At 71.4% G+C, this 24516-nt stretch carries 27 protein-coding genes; 17 read left to right on the top strand and 10 right to left on the bottom strand.

The features are described 5' to 3' along the window. The first annotated feature begins 208 nt into the window (after positions 1 to 208). A complete protein-coding gene (locus tag NUT86_RS05185; protein ID WP_159490934.1) occupies positions 209 to 598 on the top strand; it encodes an STAS domain-containing protein in 390 nt (129 codons plus the stop codon). 82 nt (positions 599 to 680) lie between these two features. Here the strand turns inward: NUT86_RS05185 and NUT86_RS05180 are convergent, their stop codons facing one another. The 3 genes from NUT86_RS05180 to NUT86_RS05170 all read right to left on the bottom strand — a co-directional run bounded on the left by NUT86_RS05180 (position 681) and on the right by NUT86_RS05170 (position 3275). Next, positions 681 to 1169: a glutathione peroxidase gene (locus tag NUT86_RS05180; RefSeq protein WP_274733712.1), complete on the bottom strand. Its 489-nt coding sequence runs from the start codon at positions 1167 to 1169 to the stop codon at positions 681 to 683. Beyond that, on the bottom strand, positions 1129 to 1440 hold the full coding sequence (locus tag NUT86_RS05175; RefSeq protein WP_018091666.1) for a hypothetical protein: 312 nt from the start codon (positions 1438 to 1440) through the stop codon (positions 1129 to 1131). Before NUT86_RS05175 ends, NUT86_RS05180 begins: the two co-directional genes overlap by 41 nt. A 200-nt stretch (positions 1441 to 1640) precedes the next feature. Further along, a complete protein-coding gene (locus tag NUT86_RS05170; RefSeq protein WP_274740379.1) occupies positions 1641 to 3275 on the bottom strand; it encodes an FAD-dependent oxidoreductase in 1635 nt (544 codons plus the stop codon). A 250-nt stretch (positions 3276 to 3525) separates the two neighbouring features. Between NUT86_RS05170 and NUT86_RS05165 the strand changes: the two genes are divergently transcribed. From NUT86_RS05165 to NUT86_RS05135, 7 genes are read left to right on the top strand one after another with little or no spacing between them, the layout of a single operon-like run. After that, positions 3526 to 4644 carry a SchA/CurD-like domain-containing protein gene (locus NUT86_RS05165; protein ID WP_018091668.1) on the top strand — a complete coding sequence of 373 codons (1119 nt, stop codon included), beginning with the start codon at positions 3526 to 3528 and terminating at the stop codon, positions 4642 to 4644. Between the two features lie 57 nt (positions 4645 to 4701). Next, entirely contained in the window at positions 4702 to 5136 is a 435-nt protein-coding gene (locus NUT86_RS05160) for a cupin domain-containing protein (protein ID WP_018091669.1), read from the top strand. Then, positions 5133 to 6401 (top strand): beta-ketoacyl-[acyl-carrier-protein] synthase family protein, encoded by a 1269-nt coding sequence (locus NUT86_RS05155; protein WP_109887868.1) that lies wholly within the window; start codon positions 5133 to 5135, stop codon positions 6399 to 6401. Before NUT86_RS05160 ends, NUT86_RS05155 begins: the two co-directional genes overlap by 4 nt. Continuing rightward, a complete protein-coding gene (locus NUT86_RS05150) occupies positions 6398 to 7648 on the top strand; it encodes a ketosynthase chain-length factor (protein ID WP_159490936.1) in 1251 nt (416 codons plus the stop codon). The genes NUT86_RS05155 and NUT86_RS05150 overlap by 4 nt, the downstream gene beginning before the upstream one ends. A gap of 15 nt (positions 7649 to 7663) precedes the next feature. Next, a complete protein-coding gene (locus tag NUT86_RS05145; protein ID WP_018091672.1) occupies positions 7664 to 7933 on the top strand; it encodes an acyl carrier protein in 270 nt (89 codons plus the stop codon). Position 7934: 1 nt separating this feature from the next. After that, positions 7935 to 8408: an SRPBCC family protein gene (locus tag NUT86_RS05140; protein ID WP_018091673.1), complete on the top strand. Its 474-nt coding sequence runs from the start codon at positions 7935 to 7937 to the stop codon at positions 8406 to 8408. Between the two features lie 54 nt (positions 8409 to 8462). Continuing rightward, positions 8463 to 8795 (top strand): TcmI family type II polyketide cyclase, encoded by a 333-nt coding sequence (locus tag NUT86_RS05135; RefSeq protein ID WP_018091674.1) that lies wholly within the window; start codon positions 8463 to 8465, stop codon positions 8793 to 8795. A 113-nt stretch (positions 8796 to 8908) separates the two neighbouring features. Here the strand turns inward: NUT86_RS05135 and NUT86_RS05130 are convergent, their stop codons facing one another. From NUT86_RS05130 to NUT86_RS05120, 3 genes are all read right to left on the bottom strand, one after another. Next, entirely contained in the window at positions 8909 to 9937 is a 1029-nt protein-coding gene (locus NUT86_RS05130; RefSeq protein ID WP_266441953.1) for a methyltransferase, read from the bottom strand. A 7-nt stretch (positions 9938 to 9944) separates the two neighbouring features. Continuing rightward, positions 9945 to 11048 carry a right-handed parallel beta-helix repeat-containing protein gene (locus NUT86_RS05125; RefSeq protein ID WP_051104209.1) on the bottom strand — a complete coding sequence of 368 codons (1104 nt, stop codon included), beginning with the start codon at positions 11046 to 11048 and terminating at the stop codon, positions 9945 to 9947. Between the two features lie 494 nt (positions 11049 to 11542). Next, the gene (locus tag NUT86_RS05120) at positions 11543 to 12343 is read right to left on the bottom strand and encodes a TetR/AcrR family transcriptional regulator (RefSeq protein WP_093640019.1); all 801 of its coding nucleotides are present in this window, start codon (positions 12341 to 12343) and stop codon (positions 11543 to 11545) included. A gap of 81 nt (positions 12344 to 12424) precedes the next feature. Here NUT86_RS05120 and NUT86_RS05115 point away from each other — a divergent pair, with 81 nt between their 5' ends. Further along, a complete protein-coding gene (locus NUT86_RS05115) occupies positions 12425 to 14734 on the top strand; it encodes an excinuclease ABC subunit UvrA (RefSeq protein WP_274740378.1) in 2310 nt (769 codons plus the stop codon). 93 nt (positions 14735 to 14827) lie between these two features. After that, the gene (locus tag NUT86_RS05110) at positions 14828 to 15691 is read left to right on the top strand and encodes a siderophore-interacting protein (protein WP_274733702.1); all 864 of its coding nucleotides are present in this window, start codon (positions 14828 to 14830) and stop codon (positions 15689 to 15691) included. 7 nt (positions 15692 to 15698) lie between these two features. Here the strand turns inward: NUT86_RS05110 and NUT86_RS05105 are convergent, their stop codons facing one another. Next, positions 15699 to 16073 (bottom strand): VOC family protein, encoded by a 375-nt coding sequence (locus tag NUT86_RS05105; protein WP_274733700.1) that lies wholly within the window; start codon positions 16071 to 16073, stop codon positions 15699 to 15701. 444 nt (positions 16074 to 16517) lie between these two features. Here NUT86_RS05105 and NUT86_RS05100 point away from each other — a divergent pair, with 444 nt between their 5' ends. Together NUT86_RS05100 and NUT86_RS05095 are read left to right on the top strand one after the other, a co-directional pair. Continuing rightward, on the top strand, positions 16518 to 16934 hold the full coding sequence (locus tag NUT86_RS05100; RefSeq protein WP_078518736.1) for an ArsR/SmtB family transcription factor: 417 nt from the start codon (positions 16518 to 16520) through the stop codon (positions 16932 to 16934). Between the two features lie 77 nt (positions 16935 to 17011). Further along, the gene (locus tag NUT86_RS05095) at positions 17012 to 17407 is read left to right on the top strand and encodes a DUF6126 family protein (protein ID WP_274733697.1); all 396 of its coding nucleotides are present in this window, start codon (positions 17012 to 17014) and stop codon (positions 17405 to 17407) included. Here the strand turns inward: NUT86_RS05095 and NUT86_RS05090 are convergent. Continuing rightward, entirely contained in the window at positions 17376 to 18113 is a 738-nt protein-coding gene (locus NUT86_RS05090; protein ID WP_093640035.1) for a CDP-alcohol phosphatidyltransferase family protein, read from the bottom strand. The two genes, NUT86_RS05095 and NUT86_RS05090, sit on opposite strands and share 32 nt — an antisense overlap. 166 nt (positions 18114 to 18279) lie before the next feature. Here NUT86_RS05090 and NUT86_RS05085 point away from each other — a divergent pair, with 166 nt between their 5' ends. From NUT86_RS05085 to NUT86_RS05065, 5 genes are all read left to right on the top strand, one after another. Then, a complete protein-coding gene (locus tag NUT86_RS05085; protein WP_148590725.1) occupies positions 18280 to 19266 on the top strand; it encodes a zinc-dependent alcohol dehydrogenase in 987 nt (328 codons plus the stop codon). A gap of 96 nt (positions 19267 to 19362) precedes the next feature. Beyond that, positions 19363 to 19761, top strand: a complete 399-nt coding sequence (locus NUT86_RS05080; protein ID WP_018091685.1) for a 6-pyruvoyl trahydropterin synthase family protein — start codon at positions 19363 to 19365, stop codon at positions 19759 to 19761. Further along, positions 19758 to 20876: a glycosyltransferase family 4 protein gene (locus tag NUT86_RS05075; protein ID WP_274733694.1), complete on the top strand. Its 1119-nt coding sequence runs from the start codon at positions 19758 to 19760 to the stop codon at positions 20874 to 20876. Before NUT86_RS05080 ends, NUT86_RS05075 begins: the two co-directional genes overlap by 4 nt. After that, entirely contained in the window at positions 20873 to 21748 is an 876-nt protein-coding gene (locus tag NUT86_RS05070; protein WP_159490955.1) for a class I SAM-dependent methyltransferase, read from the top strand. Before NUT86_RS05075 ends, NUT86_RS05070 begins: the two co-directional genes overlap by 4 nt. Beyond that, positions 21748 to 22851 carry a lysylphosphatidylglycerol synthase transmembrane domain-containing protein gene (locus NUT86_RS05065; RefSeq protein WP_274733691.1) on the top strand — a complete coding sequence of 368 codons (1104 nt, stop codon included), beginning with the start codon at positions 21748 to 21750 and terminating at the stop codon, positions 22849 to 22851. Before NUT86_RS05070 ends, NUT86_RS05065 begins: the two co-directional genes overlap by 1 nt. A gap of 55 nt (positions 22852 to 22906) precedes the next feature. Here the strand turns inward: NUT86_RS05065 and NUT86_RS05060 are convergent, their stop codons facing one another. Together NUT86_RS05060 and NUT86_RS05055 are read right to left on the bottom strand one after the other, a co-directional pair. Beyond that, the gene (locus NUT86_RS05060) at positions 22907 to 23761 is read right to left on the bottom strand and encodes a RibD family protein (RefSeq protein ID WP_274733689.1); all 855 of its coding nucleotides are present in this window, start codon (positions 23759 to 23761) and stop codon (positions 22907 to 22909) included. After that, positions 23754 to 24509 (bottom strand): creatininase family protein, encoded by a 756-nt coding sequence (locus NUT86_RS05055; RefSeq protein ID WP_159492271.1) that lies wholly within the window; start codon positions 24507 to 24509, stop codon positions 23754 to 23756. Before NUT86_RS05055 ends, NUT86_RS05060 begins: the two co-directional genes overlap by 8 nt. Positions 24510 to 24516: the final 7 nt, after the last annotated feature.

The following is a 24516-nucleotide window of genomic DNA, read 5'->3' as shown; positions in this document are numbered from 1 at the left end:
ACAACTACGGACAGCTGCAGAAACGCAGGAACACAGGCGACACACCACCGCACCACCCACGACCCGGAAACGGGCCGAACCGCCCGGATTGCGCCGGGCGCCCCCCACACCTACCGAACGTCTCCGCCGCAGACGCGTGGCCATATCCCGCGCCTCGGCACGAAAGTGGGCCGGGCCGATGGATGAAGGTCAGTACTACCCGAGACTTGTGGGACCCAGCCACGCGGCGGGCGGCACGACCGTGCTGGAACTCCGCGGTGAGCTGGACATCCTCGCCGTGTCGGTGCTGTCCGACCGGCTGGACGACCTCACCGGTCTCCAGGGCGCCGATCTCCTGCTCGATGTGCGCGCGGTGACGTTCATCGACTGCGCCGGTCTGTCGCTGCTCAGCCGCGCCCGCTACCGGACCCGGCAGCGGGGCGGCCGGCTGCGGCTGACCGGTGTCACCCGCGGTGGAAGCGTCGCGCGGCTGTTGCGCATGACCGGGCTGAACGGCACCTTCGAGGTCGTGTCCGACGAGGACGGCGCCGAGGAACCGGCCGCCGGCGCCGCCGGACCGGCCGAGGTCACGGACGGCGCCGGCACCGCCGTTGCCTGACCCGCGCCCCGTACGCCGCCCGCCTGACCCGCGCCGCCTACGCCGCCCGCCCGCCCCGCGGACCGGCGGCGCGGGCACCGGCTCAGGCCGGCAGGACCGCCTCGATGGCGGTGACCAGCTCCTCGGCCTCCGGCTCGGTCCGCGGCCGGAAGCGGCCCGCGACCTTGCCCTCGGCATCGATCAGGAACTTCTCGAAGTTCCACTGGACGTCGCCGGCCGCCCCCTCGGCGTCCTCGGTGTTTGTCAGCGCCGCATACAGCGGGTGCCGGTCCGCGCCGTTGACCTCGGTCTTCTCGAACAGCGGGAAACTCACGCCGTACGTCGCGGAGCAGAAGGTGGCGATCTCCTCGGCGGTGCCCGGCTCCTGGCCCGCGAACTGGTTGCTGGGGAAGCCCAGCACACGGAAGCCACGGTCCCCGTAGCGCTGCTGCAGCCGCTCCAGGCCCGAATACTGCGGGGTCAGCCCGCACTTGGACGCCACATTCACCACCAGCAGGGCCTTGCCCCGGTAGTCGGCGAGTGAAGCGGGCTCACCGGTCAGGGTGCGCAGGGGAATGTCGTACAGGCTCACGGTCATGCTCCTCGTCGCGGTTCCGCGGATAGGGACGTCCTTCGTCCGTCCCAACAGCGCCGCCCGCGCGGATCTTCCCCGGATCGTCCACCGGCCAGGAGACGACCGGCCGCAGCTCCCCCGAGCGCCACTCCTTGAGCAGCTGATCGAAGATCGGCGTCTCCTCCTCGGCCGGGCGGCGCGCCTGCGGAGCGGGAGGCGGCAGCGGCGGCGGCTGGCGGGGGAGCGAGATGCGCTGAAAGGGGTGTGCGGCGGGCTTCTTGGCGTCCATGCCCGGACTCAACCGGAAATCGGCCCCCCGAGTTGCGGGACGCGGCCGGGACGGCCCCCAGATGCCCCTGCGGTGGTGACGGGCAGAAGATACGTTCGCGCGCCGGAGGGGCCGGCGGATGTCCCGCCGGCCCCTCCGTCATCGGTAGCCTTGAGTGCCGTGTGGCCCGGCCCCTGCCGTTCGAACAGGGCCCAGGCAGGTCAGCTCCGGCACAGCAGCGAGGCGAGGACCTCCCGGAGCGCCGCCTCGGGGTCGGCCACCCGCCCCTCGGCGCGCCACGCGACAAAGCCGTCGGGGCGCACCAGCACCGCGCCCTCCGGCGTCGTCCCGTGCTTCTCGGCCCAGTCGACGTCCTCTTCGGGGGCCATGTCGTCGTTCGGCTCGGTGCCGATCATGTAGCACTGCAGCCCCAGGGAGAACTCCTCGTTGGCGCCCTTGGCCGCGGTGCGCCACATCTCGCCGTCGGAGCCGGTCAGCAGGACGAAGGACTTCTCGTACAGATCGAGGGTCGAGCGGCGCTCGCCGGCGGCCCGCAGCCACATGTGCGGCGCGCGGGTGCCCGGCTCGCCGGTCAGCCGCATCTGCTCGGGCACCACCGGCAGCTCGGGGTCGGCGCCGACGACCGCGCCCTGCGGATAGCAGTACCCCAGGGCCACGGTGAGCACCCCGCGCTGCCGGCCGCCGCCCGCACCGGGCGCCGGGGCGTACCCCGGGTGGCTGTGCTCGGCGGAGCGGGCCGAGGCACGGGCACTGGTTTCCCGCGCCACCGGCTGCCGCTCCGCCTCGTAAGAGGCCAGCAGTCCGGGGCCGGCCGAGCCGTTCAGCACGGTGGCGAGCTTCCAGGCGAGGTTGTGGGCGTCCTGGATGCCGGTGTTGGAGCCGAACGCCCCGGTGGGGGACATCTCGTGGGCCGAGTCGCCGGCGAGGAAGACCCGGCCGGTCCCGTACCGTTCGGCGACCCGCTCCGCGGCGTGCCACGGTGCCTTGCCGGTGATCTCAACTGCCATGTCCGGTACGCCCGTTGCCCGGCGGATGTGGTCGATGCACCGCTCGTCGGTGAAGTCCTCCAGGGTCTCGCCCCGGTCCGGGTGCCACGGGGCGTGGAAGACCCATTCGGCCTGGTTGTCCACCGGCAGCAGGGCGCCGTCGGCCTCGGGGTTGGTCAAGTAGCAGGCGATGAAGCGGCGGTCGCCCACGGCGTCGGCGAGCTCCGGCGCGCGGAAGGTGATGCTCACGTTGTGGAACAGGTCGCCGGGACCCGTCTGGCCGATGCCCAGCCGCTCCCGTACCGGGCTGCGCGGGCCGTCGGCCGCGATCAGGTAGTCCGCGCGCACGGTGCTCCGCTCACCGGTCTCCCGGTTCTTCAGGACCGCGGTCACCCCCTGCGCGTCCTGCTCGAAAGAGCTCAGCTCGGTGGAGAACCGCAGGTCACCGCCCAGCTCACGGGCGCAGCGCACCAGCACCGGCTCCAGGTCGTTCTGGCTGCACAGGCACCAGGCGGACGGGCTGAACCGGGCCAGCCCGCCGCCCGGGTCGATCTCCTTGAACAGCCACTCCTGCTCGTCGCCGGTGAGTGAACGGGCCTGCAGGATCCCGTGGTTGTCGGCCAGCGTCGACGCGGCCTCGCGGATCCGCTGCTCCGCGCCGGCCACGCGGTACAGCTCCATGGTGCGGACGTTGTTCCCCCGCCCGCGCGGGTGGCGGGAGGTGTCCGAGTGCTTCTCGACCAGCAGATGTCGGACACCCAGACGTCCCAGGAACAGCGACGCGGACAGGCCGACCAGGGACCCGCCCACGATGAGTACCGGAACCCGGTCTTCGGCGGTGGGATTCATTGCGTGCTCCAGCTCCAGGGGCGTGTACGGCAGATGGAGCACGAATGCCCGGCTGAGGGCCTGTTCGATCACGGTTCACCTGCATGGCTCACAGATCTCGCGCCACCCGTGGGTCCCGGCCACGATCGAATCCGGGACGCCCCCCGGACACCGGGCAGGCCGCCCCCACCATCCGGCTCAGTCACCGGATCGCACCGGAACTGACGACGCACCACTGGGGCCGTCGGGCCCCGAAGGAGATGCGTAGACGATGACAACGCTGTCGGAACGAATATCCCAGTCAGCCTTCGACGGCTCGCGGCTTCGGGTCGTGCTGCTTCTGGATCTCCACGAGGGAGCCCAGCAGGACTTCCTGGAAGCCTACGAGCACCTGCGCAACCAGGTCGCGTCCGTCCCCGGGCACATCACCGACCAGCTGTGCCAGTCCATCGAAAATCCCTCGCAGTGGCTCATCACCAGCGAATGGGAGAGCGCACCGCCGTTCCTGGCCTGGGTCAACAGCGAGGAACACGTCAAGATGGTCCAGCCGCTGCACGGCTGTGTCCGCGACACCCGCTCGCTGCGCTTCAGTGTGCTGCGCGAGACCTCGAACATCGCCAGCCTCGTGCCCGAGCCCCCCAAGGGACGGCTGCAGGCCAACCCCCGCGTCGGCGACGGGGTGGTCCGGCACGCGCTGACCTTCACCGTGAAGCCGGGCAGCGAATCGATGGTCGCGGAGATCCTCGCCGGGTACACCTCCCCGGAGGCCCGGGTCGACGACACCACCAGGCTCCGCCGCACCTCCCTCTTCATGCACGGCAACCGCGTCGTGCGCGCGGTCGAGGTGCAGGGCGACCTCGTCGCGGCGCTGCGGCACATCTCCCAGCAGCCCGAGGTCAGGGCCGTCGAGGAAGCCATCAACCCGTATCTGGAGCAGGACCGCGACCTCAGCGACCCGAACTCCGCCCGGGTGTTCTTCACCCGCGCCGCACTGCCCGCGGTGCACCACGTCGCGTCGGGCGGACAGCAGCCCGACGGCATCCGCCGGCATGCGCTGTACTACCCGGCCAAGGAGGGCTGCGGTATGGCGCTGGCCCGGATGCTGGCCCGCCAGGACGAACTGGCCGCCGACGACCCGTCCTGTCCCGTCGCCGGCAGCACCATCTTCCAGCGCGACGACGTCGTGGTCCGGATGGTCGATCTGCGCATCCCGGTCGACAGTGACCCCATGCTGTCGCTCGGTGTACGCGGCCCCCGCAAGACGGCCGTGCTGCGGCGCCTCATCGACACCGATGTGGCCGGCGGTCTGTCGAACGACCGCGAGATCGCGCGCTTCCTGGAGCGCTCCGACATGGCGCTCATCACCGACCGCCGGGCACCGGGCGCCTGACGCCCCCGGCCTCTCACCCCATTCAACCGCCGGCACCACGCCCCTGGAGGAACAGCCATGACCACGCACCGCCCACGCATCGTGGACCTCAGCGAGACCCAGCCCAACCGCCGGCGCGGAGGTGATCTGCGCGCCATGCTGACACCCAGCGCGGTGGGCGCCACGAGCGGCTTCATGGGCATGGCACTCGTGCAGCCCGGCGAGCGCATCGGCGAGCACTACCACCCGTACTCCGAGGAGTTCGTGTACGTCGTGCAGGGCGCGCTCGAAGTCGACCTGGACGGGGAACCGCACCCGCTGCGCCCGGACCAGGGTCTGCTGATCCCCCCGTACATGCGGCACCGCTTCCGCAATGTCGGGAAGGAAGAGGCCCGCATGGTCTTCCACCTCGGCCCGCTGGCACCGCGCCCCGAGCTCGGACACGTCGACACCGAGGGCTCGGAGGAGAGCACACCGGCCGCGCCACCGGAACGCACGGAGCCGGTGTCATGACCCGCCGCGTGGCGGTCACCGGCGTCGGCATCGTCGCTCCGGGCGGCGTGGGTGTGCCCGCCTTCTGGGACCTGCTGTCCTCCGGCCGTACGGCGACCCGTGGCATCACCCTCTTCAACCCCGAGGGTTTCCGCTCACGTATCGCCGCCGAGTGCGACTTCGATCCCGCGGCCCACGGTCTGAGCGAGGAGCAGGTGGCCCGCTCGGACCGGTACATCCAGTTCGCGATGGTCGCCGCGAACGAGGCGCTGCGCAGCGCCGGCCTGGACACCGAGGCCGAGGACCCCTGGCGTATCGGGGTGTCCCTGGGCACCGCGGTCGGCGGCACCACGCGTCTCGAACACGACTATGTCGCCGTCAGCAGCCACGGTGCCCGGTGGGATGTGGACCACCGGCCGGCCGGCCGCCATCTGGAGCGGGCGTTCTCCCCGAGTTCGCTCGCCTCCGCGGTGGCGGAACAGATCGGCGCCCACGGCCCGGTGCAGACCGTCTCCACGGGCTGCACCTCCGGCCTCGACGCCATCGGCTACGCCTTCCACACCATCGAGGAGGGCCGGGTCGATGTCTGTATCGCCGGCGCCTCGGACTCGCCGATCTCCCCGATCACCGTGGCCTGCTTCGACGCGATCAAGGCGACCTCGGCGAACAACGACGATCCCGCACACGCCTCCCGCCCGTTCGACGCCAACCGCGACGGATTCGTGATGGGTGAGGGCGGCGCCGTGCTCGTCCTGGAGGAGCTGGAACACGCCCGCGCCCGCGGAGCGACCATCCACTGTGAGATACGCGGCTATGCCACCTTCGGCAACGCGTACCACATGACCGGCCTCACCCAGGAGGGCCTGGAGATGGCCGAGGCGATCAACAGCGCACTCGGCCACGCCAGGATCGACGCCACCCAGGTGGACTACGTCAATGCGCACGGTTCGGGAACCCAGCAGAACGACCGGCACGAGACGGCCGCGGTCAAGCGGTCGTTGGGTGCCCATGCCCACCGGGTGCCGATGAGTTCCATCAAATCCATGGTGGGCCACTCGCTCGGGGCGATCGGCGCGATCGAGATCGTGGCCTGTGTGCTTGCGCTCACCCACCAGGTGGTGCCGCCGACGGCCAATTACGAGACTCCGGACCCGGAGTGCGACCTCGACTATGTGCCCAAGACGGCCCGGGAGCTGCCACTGCGTTCGGTGCTCTCGGTCGGCAGCGGCTTCGGTGGATTCCAGTCAGCGGTGGTACTGACCCGACAGGGTGGGAGGGCATCATGAGCTCCCCGAAAGAACGTCGTTCCGTCGTCACCGGCATCGGCGTCATCGCCCCCAACGGGGTGAGCACCGAGACCTTCTGGAAGGCGACGGTGGAGGGCATCAGTGTCCTCGACCACGTCACCCGTGAGGGGTGTGAGCATCTGCCCCTCAAGGTCGCCGGTGAGGTAAGGGGTTTTGATCCGGCGGATCTGATCGAGGAGCGCTACCTCGTCCAGACCGACCGGTTCACCCACTTCGCCATGGCGGCGGCCAACCTCGCGCTGGACGACGCCCGTCTCGGCCGTGCCGACTACAACGACTCACCGTTCGCGGTGGGGGTCGTCACGGCCGCCGGATCGGGCGGTGGCGAGTTCGGCCAGCGGGAGCTGCAACGGCTCTGGGGCCAGGGCTCCCGCCATGTCGGCCCGTACCAGTCCATCGCCTGGTTCTACGCGGCGAGCACCGGACAGATCTCCATCCGTGGCGGCTTCAAGGGGCCGTGCGGCGTCGTGGCCAGCGACGAGGCGGGAGGTCTGGATGCCCTGGCGCATGCCGGCCGCACCATCCGGCGCGGCACCGACGCCGTCGTCGTGGGTGCCGCCGAGGCACCGCTGGCCCCCTACTCGGTCGTCTGCCAGCTCGGCTACGACGATCTGAGCAAGCTCGACGATCCGGCCCGCGCCTACCGCCCGTTCACCAGCGGCGCCTGCGGATTCGTGCCCGCCGAGGGCGGCGCGATGCTGATCGTCGAGGAGGAGGTGGCGGCCGAGAGCCGCGGGGCGAGTGTCCGGGCCGTGCTGGCCGGGCATGCCGCGACCTTCACCGGGGCCTCCCTGTGGGAGGAGTCCCGCGACGGGCTCGCCCATGCGATCCATGGCGCGCTGGAGGATGCGCGGTGCGCCCCGGAGGAGATCGATGTGGTGTTCGCGGATGCGCTCGGCGTCCCCGCGGCCGACCGGGCCGAGGCGCTGGCGCTTGCGGACGCCCTGGGCCGGCACGCCTCGCAGGTCCCGGTGACCGCTCCCAAGACGGGCACCGGCCGGGCGTATTGCGGCGCCCCCGTCCTGGACACCGCGGCCGCGGTGCTCGCGATGGAGTACGGCGTCGTGCCGCCCACCCCCAACGTCGTCGACGTCTGCCATGACCTTGACGTGGTGACCGGCCGGGCCCGCCCCGCCGAGTTGCGGACGGCGCTGGTGCTGAGCCGGGGACTGATGGGCTCGAACGCGGCGCTGGTGCTGCGGAAGGGCTCCGGGTCCCCCTCATGAGAAGGAGAACCTCAGATGACCGCTCAACTGACGCTCAATGAGCTGGCCGCGCTGATGAAGTCCGCGGCCGGCCTCACCGTCGACCCCAAGGAGCTGACGAACCGGCAGGACGCGACGTTCGCCGACTTCGGCCTCGACTCGCTCGGGCTCCTGGGGATCGTGGGCGAGCTGGAGAACCGGCAGGGCCGGCCGATGCCGACCGACGCGGAGCGCTGCAAGACGCCGCGCGACTTCCTCGCCCTCGTCAACACCGCCAACGACACCGTGCCTACGACAGGAGCATGACATGCCTGGCCACACCGAGAACGACATCACCATCGCGGCGCCCCTCGACCTCGTCTGGGACATCACCAACGACATCGAGAACTGGCCGCAGCTGTTCAGCGAGTACGCCTCGGTCGAGGTGCTGTCCAGGGAAGGCGACAAGACCACCTTCCGGCTGACGATGCACCCGGACGACAACGGCACCGTCTGGAGCTGGGTCTCCGAGCGGGTCGTCGACCGCCAGAACCGTTCGGTGCGCGCCCGCCGCGTCGAGACCGGCCCGTTCGCGCACATGGACATCCACTGGAAGTACGCCGAGATCCCGGGCGGCACCTCGATGCACTGGACCCAGGACTTCGCGATGAAGCCCGACGCCCCGGTCGACGACAAGGGCATGACCGAGATGATCAACCGCAACTCCCGGATCCAGATGGAGCTCATCCGGGACCGGATCGAACAGCGGGACCGCGAGCTCCGGTCCACCACCGTCAGCTGACGGCCCGCCAGGCCGCGTGCGGACCGCCTCCCGGCGGCAACGAAGGGACCCCTGATGCATCACGCTCTGATCGTCGCTCGTATGGCACCCGGTTCGGCTCCGGACATCGCCGAGGTCTTCAAGGCCTCCGACCGTACGGAACTGCCCCACCTGGTCGGTGTCTCGCGACGGACCCTCTTCCAGTTCGGTGACGTGTATCTGCACCTCATCGAATCCGACCGGCCGCCCGGCCCGGAGATCGCCAAGGTGACGGAACACCCCGAATTCCGCGCCGTCAGCGACAAGCTGTCCGCCTACGTCAGCGCCTACGACCCGGAGACCTGGCGAAGCCCCAAGGACGCGATGGCCCAGCAGTTCTACAGCTGGCAGCGCGACGGCAGCAGCTGACGCGCACGCGGAGCCGAGGAGAACCCTCGGCTCCCGCGCATCCCCGGGCAGGGGCAAGGCCGCCCGGTGAGGAGCACTCTCCTCACCGGGCGGCCTGCCGTGCCCGGACCTTCTCATTCGGGGACAGTGCATTCGAAGGCGTGCAGATACGGGTTGACGACCAGGATCTCGCCGACCTTCAGACCGGCCTCGGCCATACGGCTGACCAGGCTCGCCTTGGTGTGCTTGGCGCCGCCGACATTGAGCAGCAGCAGCAGATCCATGGCGGTGGTGAACTTCATGGAGGGGCTGTCATCGACGAGGTTCTCGATGATCACGACGCGGGCGCCGGGACGGGCGGCCCTGACCACGTTCCGCAGCGTTCTGCGGGTGCTCTCGTCGTCCCATTCCAGGATGTTCTTGATGATGTAGACATCGGCCTGGACCGGGACGTCGTCGCGGCAGTCCCCGGGCACGATCCGTACCCGCGGGGCCAGCGCGCCGCCGTCCCGCAGCCGCGGGTCCGGGTTCGCCACGACCGTGGGCAGATCGAGCAGGGTGCCCTGGAGCGTGGGGTACTTCTCCAGCAGGCTGGCGAGGACATGTCCCTGGCCACCGCCGATGTCCGCCACCGAGGACGCCCCGCTCAGATCGAGCAGCCCCGCGATGTCCTGCGCCGACTGCTTGCTGGACGTGGTCATCGCCCGGTCGAAGACCTCGGCGGACTCCCGTGCGTCCTGGTGCAGGTAGTCGAAGAACCCCTTGCCGTAGAGGTCGTCGAAGACACTGCTCCCGGAGCGCACCGCGTCGTCCAGCCGCGGCCAGGCCTCCCAGGTCCACGGCTCCGTGCACCACAGGGAGATGTAGCGCAGGCTGTTGGGGGTGTCTTCCCGCAGCAGCCGGGACATCTCGGTGTGGACGTACTTCCCGTCGTCGGTCTCGGCGAAGATCCCGTAACAGGACAGTGCGCGCAGCAGCCGGTCCAGCGGCCGCGGCTCGGTCTGCACCGCGGCGGCCAGTTCCTCCGCGGTGGTGGGCCGGTCGCCGAGTGCATCGGCGACGCCCAGGCGCGCCGCCGCCCGTACGGCCGCCGCACACGCGGCTCCGAAGATGAGCTCCCGGAGCTGCATGGCGGGCTGGGGAGTGGGACTTACGGTGGTCATTGCGCCTCTATTCTCCCGTGGCGGACGGGTTCAGCCCGTCCCGGTGCAGCCGTCGGCACAGCCCGGCCGGCTCCGAGGTCCGGCAGACGTTGTGGATGAACCGGTTCCCCTTGCCGGGGAGGTCCCGGTTGGCCAGGTCCACCGGCTTGTTGTGCAGCACGATGTTGTGGCTGATGACGTTGTGGTGGTTGAGCACCTTCACGAAGCTGTGGAACAGCACGACACCGCCGGAGAGCCGGGACTTGCCGTGGTGGTCCCGGATCACATTGCGCCGTACGAGGACGTGCTCGGCGCCGGTGAGCACGATGCCGGAGCCCTGGATGTCCGGCAGCCGGCTGTTCCCTTTGCAGAACTTGTTGTTCTTGTAGATGTCGTTGTTCCGTACCGTCAGCGCTCCGGCCTGCGGGCGGGACTCGTCGCCGACGACGAACACCCCACCGCAGTTCCTGGTCATGGTGTTGTAGCTGACCGTCAGGTTTCTGACCCGCCGGATCGTGACCCCGATCCGGTTCCCTGCGAGGTAGTTGTCGCTGATCACGGCGCCCCGGGTGTCGGAGCCGCCGCCTTCTTCCTTGGTCTTGTTCGCGAGGAAGATGCCCGCGTCGCCGTTGTCGACGATGGTGTTGTCCCGGAAGATTCCCCGGATGGACTTCTCCTGCGCGATGCCCCACACGCCGCTCTTGCGCACGGTCACGTGGTGCACCGAGAGCCGGTCGGTCGCGGAGGCCCAGATCCCGGTCTTCTTGGCGCCGCTGACGGTCAGCGAGCGAATGCTGACGTCCCGGAGCGGTCTGTTCTTCCCGACGACGCAGATGCCGTGGCCGGCCTGCCCGCAGGCGTTGGTGGCCCGTTTGCCCGACGGAGTGATCACCGTCTTCCGGCCCGCACCGACCAGGTGCAGCCGGGACTTGTTGATCTGCACGCTCTCTCTGTAGCGTCCGGGCCGGATGAAGATGGTGTCACCCGGCCTTGCCTTGTTCACCGCGCGCTGGATCGACTCCCCTGCGTGGACGACATGGCGTCCCGGAGCGTCGCACGGTGAAGCCGCACCCAGGCCGCCGATCATCATCGCGGCGACGCAGCCCATGTATTTCACGTGTCGTAGCACCATGAGGCGAAGCTATGGGTGATCACTCCGGCTCGCCACATGTGGTGACCCGATCGTCACGGTGTGTGCAGACGCCAGCTTTCGACACGCCGTCAGCTCCGTTTGCCCGGCCCGCCGTCCAGCCCGCCATCAGGCCCGGTCAGCGGGCCTTTCCGGGGCTTCGGCCGGGGCGCCGGACGGGCCGGGGTGCGGTTCGCAATCGGCCGGCCCGGAATCAGCTGACCGGGTATCGGACGGGGCGTCGGACGGAGTACCCGACGGTGCGTCGGGTCCTGCGTCGGGCCGGGCGCCCGACGGGTCGTCAGCCGGCCCGTCCGGCAACACCTCGGTCAGGAAGGCCGCGAGGCTGGTCGGCAGAAACCACGGTCGGGCACGGAAAACGGTCACGGAAGACCAACGCGCCAAGCCCGGCAGACGACACCGGCCCGGGGGCAGTGAGCCCGCTTGATCACCCCAACGGCCGCGGGGAGGCCGGGCCGCCGCCTGTGGGGGACCGGTCAGCGGCCCTGACGGATCGCCGTCTCGATGCCGTCCAGGATGACGGCCAGCCCGATGTCGAAGGTGCTCCTCGCCTCGCGCTCCATATAGGGGACCGAGTCGCCCGGGTCCGGAGCGGCGCCCTCGGTCTCGAGCCGGACCAGGAGCGGAAAGCGCTCCGCGAAGTCGGGGACCATCTCGGTCAGCATGCCGGAACGGGCCTGCCACCACTCCTCGTCGGAGACCCCCGTCGACGCCGCGGCCAGCCGTGATTCCGCCACGGTCTGCGCGGCGCCGCGGATGAAGTGGAACAGCGCCCCCACGACCCGCCGCAGCACCGCGGAGCTCAGCTCCGTCGCGTACAGCAGGCGGAGCAGTGTCTCCAGCGCGCGGTATTCGTTGGGGCCGAGCACCGGACGCGCCTGGGAGACCTGGAGCACCCAGGGGTGGCGGAGGTAGAACTCCCAGGTGTCCTCGGCCCAGGAGGTCACCGCGGCGCGCCAGCCCGGCGTCAGGTCGTAGTCGGTGGGCAGCTCGGCCAGTACCTGGTCGTACATCAGGTCCACCAGCTCGCTCTTGCCGGGGACGTAGGTGTAGAGCGCCATCGCGGTACGCCCCAGGCGCTCGCCGACCGCGCGCATGGACAGCGCCGCCATGCCGTCGGCGTCGGCGACCGCCACCCCGGCGTCGACGATCGCCGCCACGCTCAACGCCGGTTTGGGGCCCGGCCACCGTCGCGTCCGCGCTCCGCCGGCACCTTCCGCACGCCACAACAGCGCCATCGAACGACGGGCGTCGCCCTGGCCCGCGAAAACCACCACTTGCGACTCCTTACGCCATAAAGTAACGTCCCCGAGCGAACTCTTTACGGTGTAAAGATATCAGGAGGGGTGGCAGCACACATGGGGGACCAGCAGACCGGCCGGCGGCCGGGCAACGGGGGAACATCCGCCGCGGACAGTCACGACATGATCCAGGTCCGTGGCGCCAGGGAGAACAATCTCGCCGATATCTCGCTCGACATACCCAAACGCCGTCTCACGGTCTTCACCGGCGTCTCCGGCTCGGGGAAGTCCTCCCTGGTATTCGGCACCATCGCCGCCGAGTCGCAGCGGCTCATCAACGAGACCTATACGGCCTTCATCCAGTCCTTCATGCCGAGCCAGGGGCGTCCCGATGTCGATGCACTGCGCAATCTGAGCGCGGCGATCGTCGTGGACCAGGAACGGATGGGCGCCAACTCCCGCTCCACGGTCGGCACCGCGACCGACGCCCACACCATGCTGCGGATCATCTTCAGCCGCCTCGGCACCCCGCACGCCGGTACCTCCACCGCCTTCAGCTTCAACAGCGCCGAGGGCATGTGCCAGGAATGCGAGGGGCTCGGCCGGGTCTCGGCGATCGATACCGGCGAGCTGCTGGACACCGAACTCTCCCTCAACGAGGGCGCGATCACCGCTCCCGGCTTCACCGTCGGCTCGTGGTACTGGCAGACCCTCGCCCACTCCGGGTTCTTCGACCCGGACGTCAAGCTCAAGGACTACACCCCCGCCCAGTGGGACGACTTCCTGCACAAGCCCGCTACCAAGATCAAGGTGGGCACCTCCCACATCAACTACGAAGGCCTGCTGGTACGGGTGCAGCGCACCTATCTCGCCAAGGACCGCGCCGCCATGCAGCCGCACATCCGGGCCTTCGTCGACCGGGCGGTGACCTTCACCGCCTGCGGTGCCTGCGGCGGTGCCCGCCTCAATCCGGCCGCGCTCGGCTCCCGGATCGCCGGCCGCAATATCGCCGAATGCTCGGCCCTGCAGATCAGCGACCTGGTCACCTTCGTCCGGGGCATCGACGACCCCGCCGTGGCCCCGCTGGTCGCCACCCTCTGCCACACCCTCGACTCGCTCGTCGAGATCGGCCTGGGCTATCTGAGCCTGGACCGGGAGTCCGTCACGCTGTCCGGTGGTGAGGCCCAGCGGGTGAAGATGGTCCGTCACCTCGGCTCCAGCCTGACCGATGTCACCTATGTCTTCGACGAGCCGACCACCGGACTGCACCCCCATGACATCCAGCGCATGAACGACCTGCTGCGGCGGCTGCGCGACAAGGGCAACACGGTCCTGGTCGTCGAGCACAAGCCCGAGACCATCGAGATCGCCGACCATGTGGTCGATCTCGGCCCGGGAGCCGGATCCGCCGGGGGAGAGGTCTGCTTCACCGGTGATGTCGCCGCCCTCCGCGCCTCCGGCACCCTGACCGGGCGTCATCTCGACCACCGCGCCACGCTGCGCGAGCAGGTCCGGCGCCCCGTGGGAGAGATCTCGATCAGCGGCGCGAACGCCCACAACCTCAAGGACGTCAGCGTCGGTATCCCGCTCGGGGTGCTCACCGTCGTCACCGGTGTCGCGGGGTCGGGCAAGAGCTCCCTGATCCATGGGTCACTGCCCGGCCGGGACGGCGTGATCATCGCCGACCAGTCCCCGATCCGGGGCTCCCGGCGGTCCAACCCGGCTACCTACACGGGGCTGCTCGGCCCGGTCCGTACGGCGTTCGCCAAGGCCAACGGGGTCAAGGCCGCCCTGTTCAGCGCCAACTCCGAAGGGGCCTGTCCCACCTGCAAGGGCATCGGTCTGGTCTACACCGACCTCGCGATGATGGCGGGGGTGGCCTCGGTCTGCGAAGAGTGCGAGGGCAAGAGGTTCACCCCCAAGGTCCTCACCTACACCCTGCGCGGCAAGAACATCAGCGAGGTCCTCGCCATGTCGGTGGCCGAGGCCCGGGAATTCTTCCCCACCGGGCAGGCCCGCACCGTCCTCGACCGCCTCGCGGAGGTGGGCCTGGGCTATATCGGTCTGGGCCAGCCGCTCACCACCCTCTCCGGCGGCGAACGGCAGCGGCTCAAACTCGCCCTCCACATGGCGGAGCGGGGCGCCGTCTACGTCCTCGACGAGCCGACCACCGGACTGCACCTCGCCGATGTGGACCAGCTGCTGGGCCTGCTCGACCGGCTGGTCGACGACGGCAACACCGTCATCGTCATCGAGCACCACCAGGCCGTGATGGCCCACGCCGACTGGATCGTCGACCTCGGCCCCGGCGCCGGCCAGGATGGCGGCCGGGTGGTCTTCACCGGCACCCCCGCCGATCTCGTCGCCACCGGCGATTCGCTGACGGCACGCCATCTGCGGAGCTACCTCCAGACACCCACCGCATAAGTACCCGTCCTTGGGCCCGCCCGGCGGGTGGGCGCGGATCAACCCGCGCCCACCCACCGGCCCCCCAGCCCCTGCTGCCCCATGGAGGACCCGATGACGGCCGTGCCCGTCGCGCTCATCCAGGTCACCGACGTCCGGCGGATCACCCCGCGCATGGTCCGTGTCACCTTCGCCGGTGACGGCCTCGACGACTTCCCGACCTGGCCCGACCAGCAGCTCAAGCTGCTCTTCCCCAGGCCGGGCCACCGCGCGCCCCGGCTGCCCGACACAGCCGCCGACGGCGATGGGATGCGCTGGTACCAGGCGTTCCTCGCCCTCCCCGAGGACGAACGGCCGTGGATGCGCAGCTATACGGTGCGCTCCTACGACCCCGTCCGGCACCGGATCACCATCGACTTCGTACTGCACGGCACGACGGCGACGGCCGGCCCGGCGACCCGGTGGGCGGCCACAGCCGCCGTGGGTGACCTCCTCGCCCGGTACGGACCGGCGGCACAGTACGCCAAGCCGCTGCCGCTCGACCGGGCCGACTGGCTGCTGCTGGCCGGCGACGCGACCGCGCTGCCGGCCATCGGCTCCCTCGTCGAGGCGCTGCCGGCCGGCACCCGCGCGCTGGCCTGCGTCGAGGTGGCCGGCGCGGCCGAGGAGCAGCACTTCACGACCCGGGCGGACCTCACCGTGCAGTGGGTGCACGCGGACGGGCGCCAGGATGCTCTGCCGGCGGCCGTGCGCGCCCTCACCTTCCCGCCGGGAGCTGTCTTCGCCTGGCTGGCCGGTGAGGCGGGCGCGGTCCGTGCGCTCCGGCGGTATCTGGTCGAGGAGCGCGGTATCGGCAAACGGCAGATCGACTTCAGCGGGTACTGGCGACGCACGCTCACCCAGGACGACGCCCCGACCGAGGAGGACCTCGCCGAGGCACAGGAGCGCCTCGCGGCCGCCCGGCCCCCACAGGACTGAGGCGGTCTCAGCCCGCCCGCTCCGCCGCGCTGCGCTCCACACAGAACTCATTGCCCTCGATATCGGCCAGCGTCACCCACCCGGCCCCGTCCGCCCGCCGATGGTCGGCCACCAGCGTCGCGCCGAGCGCCAGCAGCCGCTCGACCTCGTCGTCCCGGTCCCGGTCCTGCGGCTGCAGATCCAGGTGCACCCGGTTCTTGCCGGCCTTGGCGTCGGGCACCGTGACGAACAGCAGCGCACCGCTCGCGGCCGTGACCGTGGCCTCCGGATCGCCCGGCAGATCGTCCTCGGCCAGTGAGCCGCCCAGCACCTCCGCCCAGAAGCTCGCCAGGCGATGGGCGTCGGTGCAGTCGATGGTGGTGTGACGTACCAGTGAAGTCATGGGCGTCACTATGTGGTTGGGGGGTGGGGCTGTCCACCGGAATTCCGGCGGCCGGGGCATCGGGACGGGGCGTCGGGAGCAGCGGCACCGCGGCCGGTGCGGGCTCGGTCCCGACGACCGTCCTGGACGGTCCCGCCCGGCCGGTGCGGCAACTGCGCGCGGAGGCCGCAGAGTTCGTCCGGGCGGGGAGGTGCGGGTGGTGAGGGGGCGGACGAAGGCGCACCGGGCCGCGTCCCGTACCGCCCCCGCACCGGTTTGTCCGCCACACCCATTCAAGTCGCCCGCCCCCGTCGTCTACAGTTGCAGAATTCCGCAATTCAACAGATGACGCGATGGCCGTGCGGCCTGAACGCGGAGGACATGCGTGGGCGGTTTCGCCGAATCGGCAGGGGAACGGGTGTGTGCGGTGTGGGCCGCGGCCGGTCCCGGGAGCGGGGCGCGGACATGAACGGTGCGTGGTTCCCGGTCTGTCAGGCCAAGGCCGATTTCTTCCGGATGCTGGGCCATCCGGTCCGTATCCGGGTGCTGGAACTGCTCCAGAGCGGACCGATGCCGGTGAGCGGTCTGCTCTCCGCGATCGGGGTGGAGCCGTCAGCGCTCTCCCAGCAGCTGGCGGTCCTGCGCCGCTCGGGTCTGGTGACGGCCACCCGCAGCGGTTCCGCCGTCGTCTACGAGCTGGCCGGCGGCGAGGTCACGGAGCTGCTGCGGGCCGCCCGCCGGGCCCTGACCGAGGTGCTCACCGGGCAGCATGCCCTGCTCGCCGACCTTCGGCAGGCCGACGCCCGCGCACGGCCGGCGGCCGGTGGCGTGCCGTCGGCCGGTGGCGTGCCGGCGACCGGCGGTGTGGGGGCGGTCTCGTGAACCGCCCGCTCCACTGCACGAACGCCGGCCGCACGGGAACGGTCCTCATGCGCCCCACCGGAACAGGGTGATCGCGGATGTCCGGCGCACCCCGGCGTAAGGGGCCGCCGCCCTGGCGGGCGGTCCGCTCCCGCACCTGCATACCCAAGTCCTCCGGTCCGGGCGCCGTACGGCCCTGCCGGGGGCGCCCGCCTGGTCGCGGGGCGATCCGTACGGCACGCGGACACGGCCGTGCCTGCCCGGAGAGCACCGTCCGCCCGTACCCCTCGGCGCGCTGCGGTGTCCGGCGGCCCCGGGCGACCGCGGTCCGCCCCGGGACCCAGCTGGCGCGGCTGCCCGGCGCGGTACTGCTCACCCACCGGGCCCCCCGGCGCAGCCTGTGGCGACGGGTGTTCCTCTACTTCGTCGTCAGCCATCTGCTGCTGGTCTTCCTCGCGCTCGTCATCTATCTGGGCCGGCACGCCGGGACATAGCGCGCGGGCCGGCCCGGTCCGGGCCACTCACCACGGCCGGGCCGCCCGTGAGCCCCCTGACCCGCCAGAGCCAGGCGACATCACGGCCGAAGGACCACACCAGCAGCGCCAGCGCCCCGCTCACCGCGGTGGCCGCCGAGGCCACCGGCAGAACCCCGGCACCGGCCACGACCAGCACGACCCCTTGCAGGGCCGCCACGGTCTTCCGGGCCATGCTGTGCGGCAGCGCGCCACGCAGCCACGGCCACAGCCAGGACGCCGCGACGAAGACGTACCGCATGAGGCCGATGGCCAGCACCCAGGCGCCCAGAGGCATCGCGAGATGGACACAGAGCACCAGGATGAGGAAGGCGTCGACCTCCATGTCGAAGCGCGCCCCCAGGGGTGTCACCGTGCCGGTGCGCCGGGCCACCTGACCGTCCACCGCGTCCAGGACCAGTGCCACGGCGGCGAGCGTGACCAGCACCACGACCGGTGCCCGCCGCTCGAAGGAGTCCGCGACCAGCGCCGTCACCCCGCCGACGAGGATCGTGCGGGCCAGGGTGACGCGGTTGGCCATGCCGAACGACGGGGTCCACGACCGGCGCAGCGCGAGGGTGAGCACGACCCAGGTGGCCACGGCGAACGCGCAGCCCGTCAGCCACCCCGTGGTGCCCAGACCGGCCACCCGGCGGAGCGCTTCCAGTACGAGCAGCTGCACTCCCATGCCCGCCGTAATGTCCGGTCCGAACGGCCTTGTGTCGTAACGCTCTTGTACGGCCACCATGCCTCCCGGGATGTGTGGCGGAGTCGAGAGGTGCCGCGTATGGTGACGGCGTTCTCATGATCCCCAGCATCGACGAATCATCGCCAGAGCGTCCAGGAGGATTCCGATGCCGCGCGTCGCTTGTGCGTTTTGGCTAAACGCTCCAGGTCAGGGTGAAATCCGGACGGTACCGCTGCCGGAACCCCGTGCCGATGAGGTTCTGGTGCGCACACTCTGGTCCGGAGTCAGCCGTGGAACGGAGACCCTGGTCTTCCGTGGCGGTGTCCCCGAGAGCCAGCATTCCGTGATGCGGGCGCCCTTCCAGGAAGGCGACTTTCCCGCACCGCTCAAATACGGCTATCTCAATGTCGGTGTCGTCGAGGAAGGGCCGTCCGCGCTGGTGGGCCGCACGGTCTTCTGCCTCTATCCGCACCAGACGCACTATGTCGTCCCGGCGAGCGCCGTCACTCCGGTACCCGGTTCCGTCCCCGCCCGGCGTGCCGTACTCGCGGGCACGGTGGAGACCGCGGTGAACGCCCTGTGGGACGCCGCGCCGCTGGTCGGTGACCGGATCGCGGTGATCGGCGCGGGCATGGTGGGCTGCAGTGTCGCCGCGGTCCTCGCCCGCTACCCCGCGGTCCGGGTGCAGCTGGTGGACGCCGACCCCGCGCGGGAGGCGACCGCCAAGGCACTGGGCGTGGACTTCGCGCTGCCGCAGCACGCCCTGGGCGACTGCGACCTCGTCGTCCACGCCAGCGCCACCGAGGAGGGGCTGGCGCGCTCGCTCGAACTGCTCGCCCCGGAAGGCACCGTCATCGAGCTGAGCTGGTACGGAGACCGGCAGGTCAGCCTGCCTTTGGGGGAGGCCTTCCACTCCCGCCGGCTGGTCGTCCGCAGCAGTCAGGTGGGCGCGGTCTCCCCGGCCCGTCGCGCCCGCCGTACCTTCGCCGACCGGCTCGCCCTCGCCCTGGACCTGCTCGCCGATCCCGCCTTCGACGCACTGATCACCGGCGAGTCCGCCTTCGAGGAGCTGCCGGGCGTGCTGCCCCGGCTCGCCTCCGGCGACCTCCCGGCGCTGTGCCACGGCATCCGGTACGCACCGGCGGACGACTGAACCCCCTCGAAGCCCCCTCGAAGCCCTTTCGAAACCGCCCTGAATTCGCCCCGGCGACACCGCCACTGAGACCGACATCACACCGGAGGAACGGCCTTGTTCAGCATCACCGTCCGCGATCACCTGATGGTCGCCCACAGCTTCCGTGGCGCGGTCTTCGGCCCCGCGCAGCGTCTGCACGGCGCGACCTTCATCGTGGACGCGACCTTCCGCCGTGCGGAGCTCGACGCCGACAACATCGTCGTCGACATCGGCCTGGCCACCCAGGAACTCGGCGGCGTGGTCGGGGAGCTGAACTACCGCAACCTGGACGACGAGCCCGCCTTCGCCGGGATCAACACCTCGACGGAGGCCCTGGCCAAGGTCATCGCCGACCGGCTCGCCGACCGTATCGAGGCGGGCAACCTCGGCGAGGGCGCCCGCGAGCTGGCCGGGATATCGGTCACCCTGCATGAGTCACACATCGCCTGGGCGACGTACGAGCGCACTCTGTGACCCGTACCGGCGCCACCGCCGCGGAGCGGGTGGTGCACTTCGTCCTTCCCGGTGACGTCGACGATCCGGCGGCACCCAGCGGTGGCAACACCTACGACCGCCGGGTGTGCCGCGACCTCCCGGCCGCGGGCTGGCAGGTACGCCCGTACGCGCTGCCCGGCAGCTGGCCGCGGCCGGACGCCACGGCCTGCGCGGCGCTGGCGCAGCGGCTGGCGGCGTTGCCGGACGGCGCCGTGGTCCTCCTCGACGGCCTGGTCGCCTGCGGCGTCCCCGAGGTCCTCGCCCCCGAGGCGGAACGGCTGCGGCTCGCCGTCCTCGTGCACCTCCCGCTGGGCGACGAGACCGGACTCGACCCCGCCCTGGCAGCGGAGCTGGACGCCCGCGAACACCGCACACTGCACACCGTGGAGGCCGTCGTGGCCACCAGCGAATGGGCCGCCCGCCGGCTCGTCACGCACCACGGACTGGCGGCTCCGCGCGTCCACGCCGTCCTTCCCGGCGCCGACCCGGCGCCCCTCGCACCCGGCACCGACGGGGCCACCGGGCTGCTGTGCGTCGCCGCGGTCACCCCGCGCAAGGGACAGCACCGGCTGATCGACGCGCTGGCGACCGTCACCGAGCTGCCGTGGAGCTGCGCATGTGTCGGCGCGCTCGATCGCGACCCCGGATACGTCGCCCAACTCCGCGGCGCGGTGGACACGTTCGGCCTGGGCGACCGGATCACCTTCACCGGGCCACGGGCGGGCGCGGACCTGGAGGCGAGCTATGCCGCCGCCGACCTGCTGGTGCTCACCTCGTACGCCGAGACCTACGGCATGGTCGTCACCGAGGCACTGGCGCGCGGGATACCGGTGCTGGCGACGGCAGTGGACGGCGTACCGGAAGCGGTCGGGCAGGCCCCCGACGGGAGCGTGCCCGGCCTGCTCGTACCGCCCGGCCGGCCCGCGGCGCTCGCCGATGCGCTGCGCGGCTGGCTCGGCGATCCACAACTGCGTGACCGGGTCAGGAGTTCGGCGCGCGAACGGCGTGCCATGCTGGAGGGGTGGGAGATGACGTCGCACAGTCTGGCCGGAGTGCTGGAACAGCTTCGGCACAAGCTCCGGAGCACGCGATGAGCGCGCCCGACCGGCCTCGATTCGCCCCGCGGTGGCTGGAGTTGCGGGAGCGCGCCGACGCCGCGGCCCGGGCACCCGAGCTGTTGCGCCCGCTGCGGGCGTGGCTCGCGGAAAGGACCGCGCCGGCGGGCCCGCCCGGCAGCCCCCACGGTCTGGTGATCCGCGATCTGGGCTGTGGCATCGGCTCCATGGGGCGCTGGCTCGCCGTCCGGCTGCCCGGCCCGCAGCAGTGGATCCTGCACGACCTGGATCCCGCGCTGCTCGAACTCGCCGGTGCGCGGATGCCGGTAACGGCCGACGACGGCATGCCCGTTGCCGCCACCACCGCGCGCGGCGATCTGGCCGCCCTCACCGCCGACGACTTCGCCGGCACCTCACTGGTCACCGCCTCCGCGCTGCTGGATCTGCTCACCCGCGACGAGGTGGAAGACCTCGCCGAGGCCTGTGTGGGCGCGGGCACCCCGGCGCTGCTGGCCCTCTCCGTCGCCGGGCGGGTCGAGCTGAGCCCGTCCGATCCGTTCGACGCCGAGATCACCGATGCCTTCAACGACCATCAGCGCCGCACGGACCAGGGCCGCGCCCTGCTCGGTCCGGACGCGGTCGCGGCGGCGGTCGCGGCGTTCGAACGGCGCGGTGCGACGGTGCTGGTGCAGTCCAGCCCGTGGCGGCTCGGCTGTGCCGAATCCGCGCTGACCGCCGAATGGCTGCGCGGCTGGGTCGGTGCCGCGCACGCCCAGCGGCCGGAGCTGGCACCCGAGGCCGTCGCGTATCTGCGCCGGCGGCTGGAGGAGTGCGCGGCGGGGGAGCTGACCGTCGCGGTGCACCACACCGATCTGCTGGCGCTGCCCCCGCACCCGTCCGGGAGCGAGTGATGAAGCGGTCCGGCTGGGTGGCATGGCTCAGGCTGCTGGCGGGACTGGGCATCCTGGTGGCGCTGGTGTGGCATCTGGGATCGCAGGCCTTCCTGGCCGGACTGCGCCGGATCGACACCGTCACCCTGTTGGCCGCGCTCGGCATCGGCGTGCTGACCACGGTGTGCAGTGCCTGGCGCTGGTGTCTGGTGGCCCGCGGCCTCGGCCTGCGGCTGCCCCTCGGCCGGGCCGTCGCCGACTACTACCGGGCGCTGTTCCTCAACGCGGCACTGCCCGGTGGCGTCCTGGGCGATGTGCACCGCGCCGTCCATCACGGCCGCAGCTCCGGCGACCTGGGCCGGGGCGTCCGCGCGGTGGCCCTGGAGCGGACCGCCGGCCAGGTCGTGCTGCTCGTCACCGGGGCGGTCGTCCTGCTCGTCCGGCCGTCACCGGTCCTGGCGCCGGTCGTCCGCTTCCTCGCCTCGCCCGCCGTGGCCCTGTCCGTGGCCGCGGCGGGCCTGCTGGTACTGGCGGTCGCCGTCCGGCTGCGCCGGCGCCGGGGTGCCTCCCGCGGCGAACGCGCCCTGCGCACCGTAGTGGCCGAGGCACGCCAGGGCCTGCTGGCCCGCGGTGTCTGGCCCGGTGTGGCGCTCTCGTCCGCGGCGGTCCTGGCGGGCTACCTCGGGATGTTCGTGCTGGCCGCCCGGGTCGCGGGGGCCACCGCACCGACCGCCGAACTGGTGCCGCTGGTGGTGCTGGCGCTGCTCGCGATGGCGCTGCCGTTGAACGTGGGCGGCTGGGGCCCCCGGGAAGGCGTCGCCGCCTGGGCCTTCGGCGCCGCCGGACTGGGCGCGGCGCAGGGACTCACCACCGCCGTGATCTACGGCGTACTCGCCTTCGTCGCAAGCCTGCCGGGCGCCATGGTGCTGCTGGCACGGGTCTCCCCGCTCTCCACGGCCCGGCCCGCGACGTCCGGCGCCGTGCCCCGCCAGGCGGAACGGCCTCCCCTCGCTGCGGCTGCGGGGATGATCCGGCAACGTGCTGCGGAGGTCCCGTCGGCGGTGGCCGGGGGAGTGCGATCCCAGACGTCGCAGGCCACCGCGGCCCGGGGAGACACGTCCTAGTGCTGTCCGGCGGATCAGGGCCGGGGCCTCTCCGGCCAGATCCGCCGGAGAAGCCCTAGCCCGCCCTTCCGCCGGACCCCGTTCCGCCGGACGGCCCACCGCCCGGCCGCAGTTCGAGCTCGAAGAGGGTGTCCTCGCCGAGCAGGGTGCGCCGCAGCGGCGGGCGCAGCGCCTCCCGCATGACGGGAGTTCCGGGAAAGCGCAGGCCGGGGATGCCGTCGCCGAGCAGGACCGGTGCGACGGTGACATACAGCCGGTGCAGCGCCCGCTCCTGCAGAAACCGCGACACGGTGACCCCGCCCCCCTCGATCAGTACCCGGCCCAGCCCGCGCCGTGCCAGCGCCGCCAGCAGACGCTCCGGGGCGAACGCGGCCGCGTCCGGCAGCACCAGGACCTCGGTCCCGGTGCCCGGAGCGGTGGGGGTGACCTCCGGTCCCACCACCCACAGCGTCGGCGCGGCGCCGTCCGTGAACACCCCGCTGCCCCGCGGCACCCGGCCCCGCGGATCGAGCACCACCCGCACCGGGTTGTCGCCCGCACAGGCGCGGACGGTCAGCCGCGGATCGTCCGCCACGGCGGTGCCGGCCCCGACGACCACCGCATCGGACAGGGCACGCAGCCGGTGCAGATGGCAGCGGTCCTCCTCACCGGTGACATAGTCGGCATCGCCGGTACGGGTCGCGATGAAGCCGTCCAGGCTCTGCCCGAGCTGCGCGACCGCGACCCGTGGGCCGGCCAGGCAGAGCGGAAGATAGCGTCCGGCGAGCTCCAACGCCTCGGGGGTGGCGGGCTGTTGCCAGCGGAGTCCGCCGTTCCCGTTCGCCACCATCCCGGCGGCGAGGGCCTCGTCCGTCGTACGGATGCGCCGCAGCCGGTCCCAGGCGGCCGCCGCGTCGAGCAGCTCAGTCATCGGCTTCCGCCCGGTCACCGAACAGCGCGGCATATTCGCCGAATGCCTCGGCCAGTCCGGCCAGCAATTCCTGCCCCTTCCGGGCGGACGCCAGCGACGGCCGCCCGATGACACCGGATTCGGTATAGGCCGACATGCCGAGCGTCAACAGCTGCTTCCGGTCATCGGCGACGCAATCCGCCGATTCATAGCCTTCCTTGACCAATTCGGGATGGGCGTACAGCAGAATGGACGTCTCGACCTCTCCCGCATGCATATCGGTGTGGGACGGTGTCGCCACCCCGGCCCGGGTGCGCGCCGCGTCCCAGTCGGCCGATCCGGGGAACAGTGCCATGCGCACACCGCGCCCGGCGGATTCCTGAACCACATTGCGCAGGACGTAATTTCCGCCATGTCCGTTGATGAGAATCAGGGTGTCGATACCGGACCGGCGGAGCGAATCGGCGATGTCCGTGACGACCGCATACAGGGTGTGCGCCGAAATGCTGACGGTTCCCGGCCAGGCGGCGTGCTCATGCGAACAGGACACCGTCAGCGGCGGCAGCACCTGGACGGGACGGCCGGCGGCCACCTCCCGGGCGATGGTGCAGGCGATGACGGTGTCGGTGGTCAACGGCAGGAAGGCGCCGTGCTGTTCGAAGCTGCCGATGGGCAGCACGGCCATCGTCGGCCGCCGTGCCCGTATGTCCTCCGTGGTGTCGGCCGGCAGCGGGCCGGGGGCCGAAGTCGGGTGTCCCGAAGCGGTCATGGATGCT

It is taken from the genome of Streptomyces sp. G7(2002), assembly GCF_028870195.1.
Taxonomy (GTDB): Bacteria; Actinomycetota; Actinomycetes; order Streptomycetales; family Streptomycetaceae; genus Streptomyces; species Streptomyces nigrescens.
This window is presented reverse-complemented; position numbering and strand designations above follow the sequence as displayed.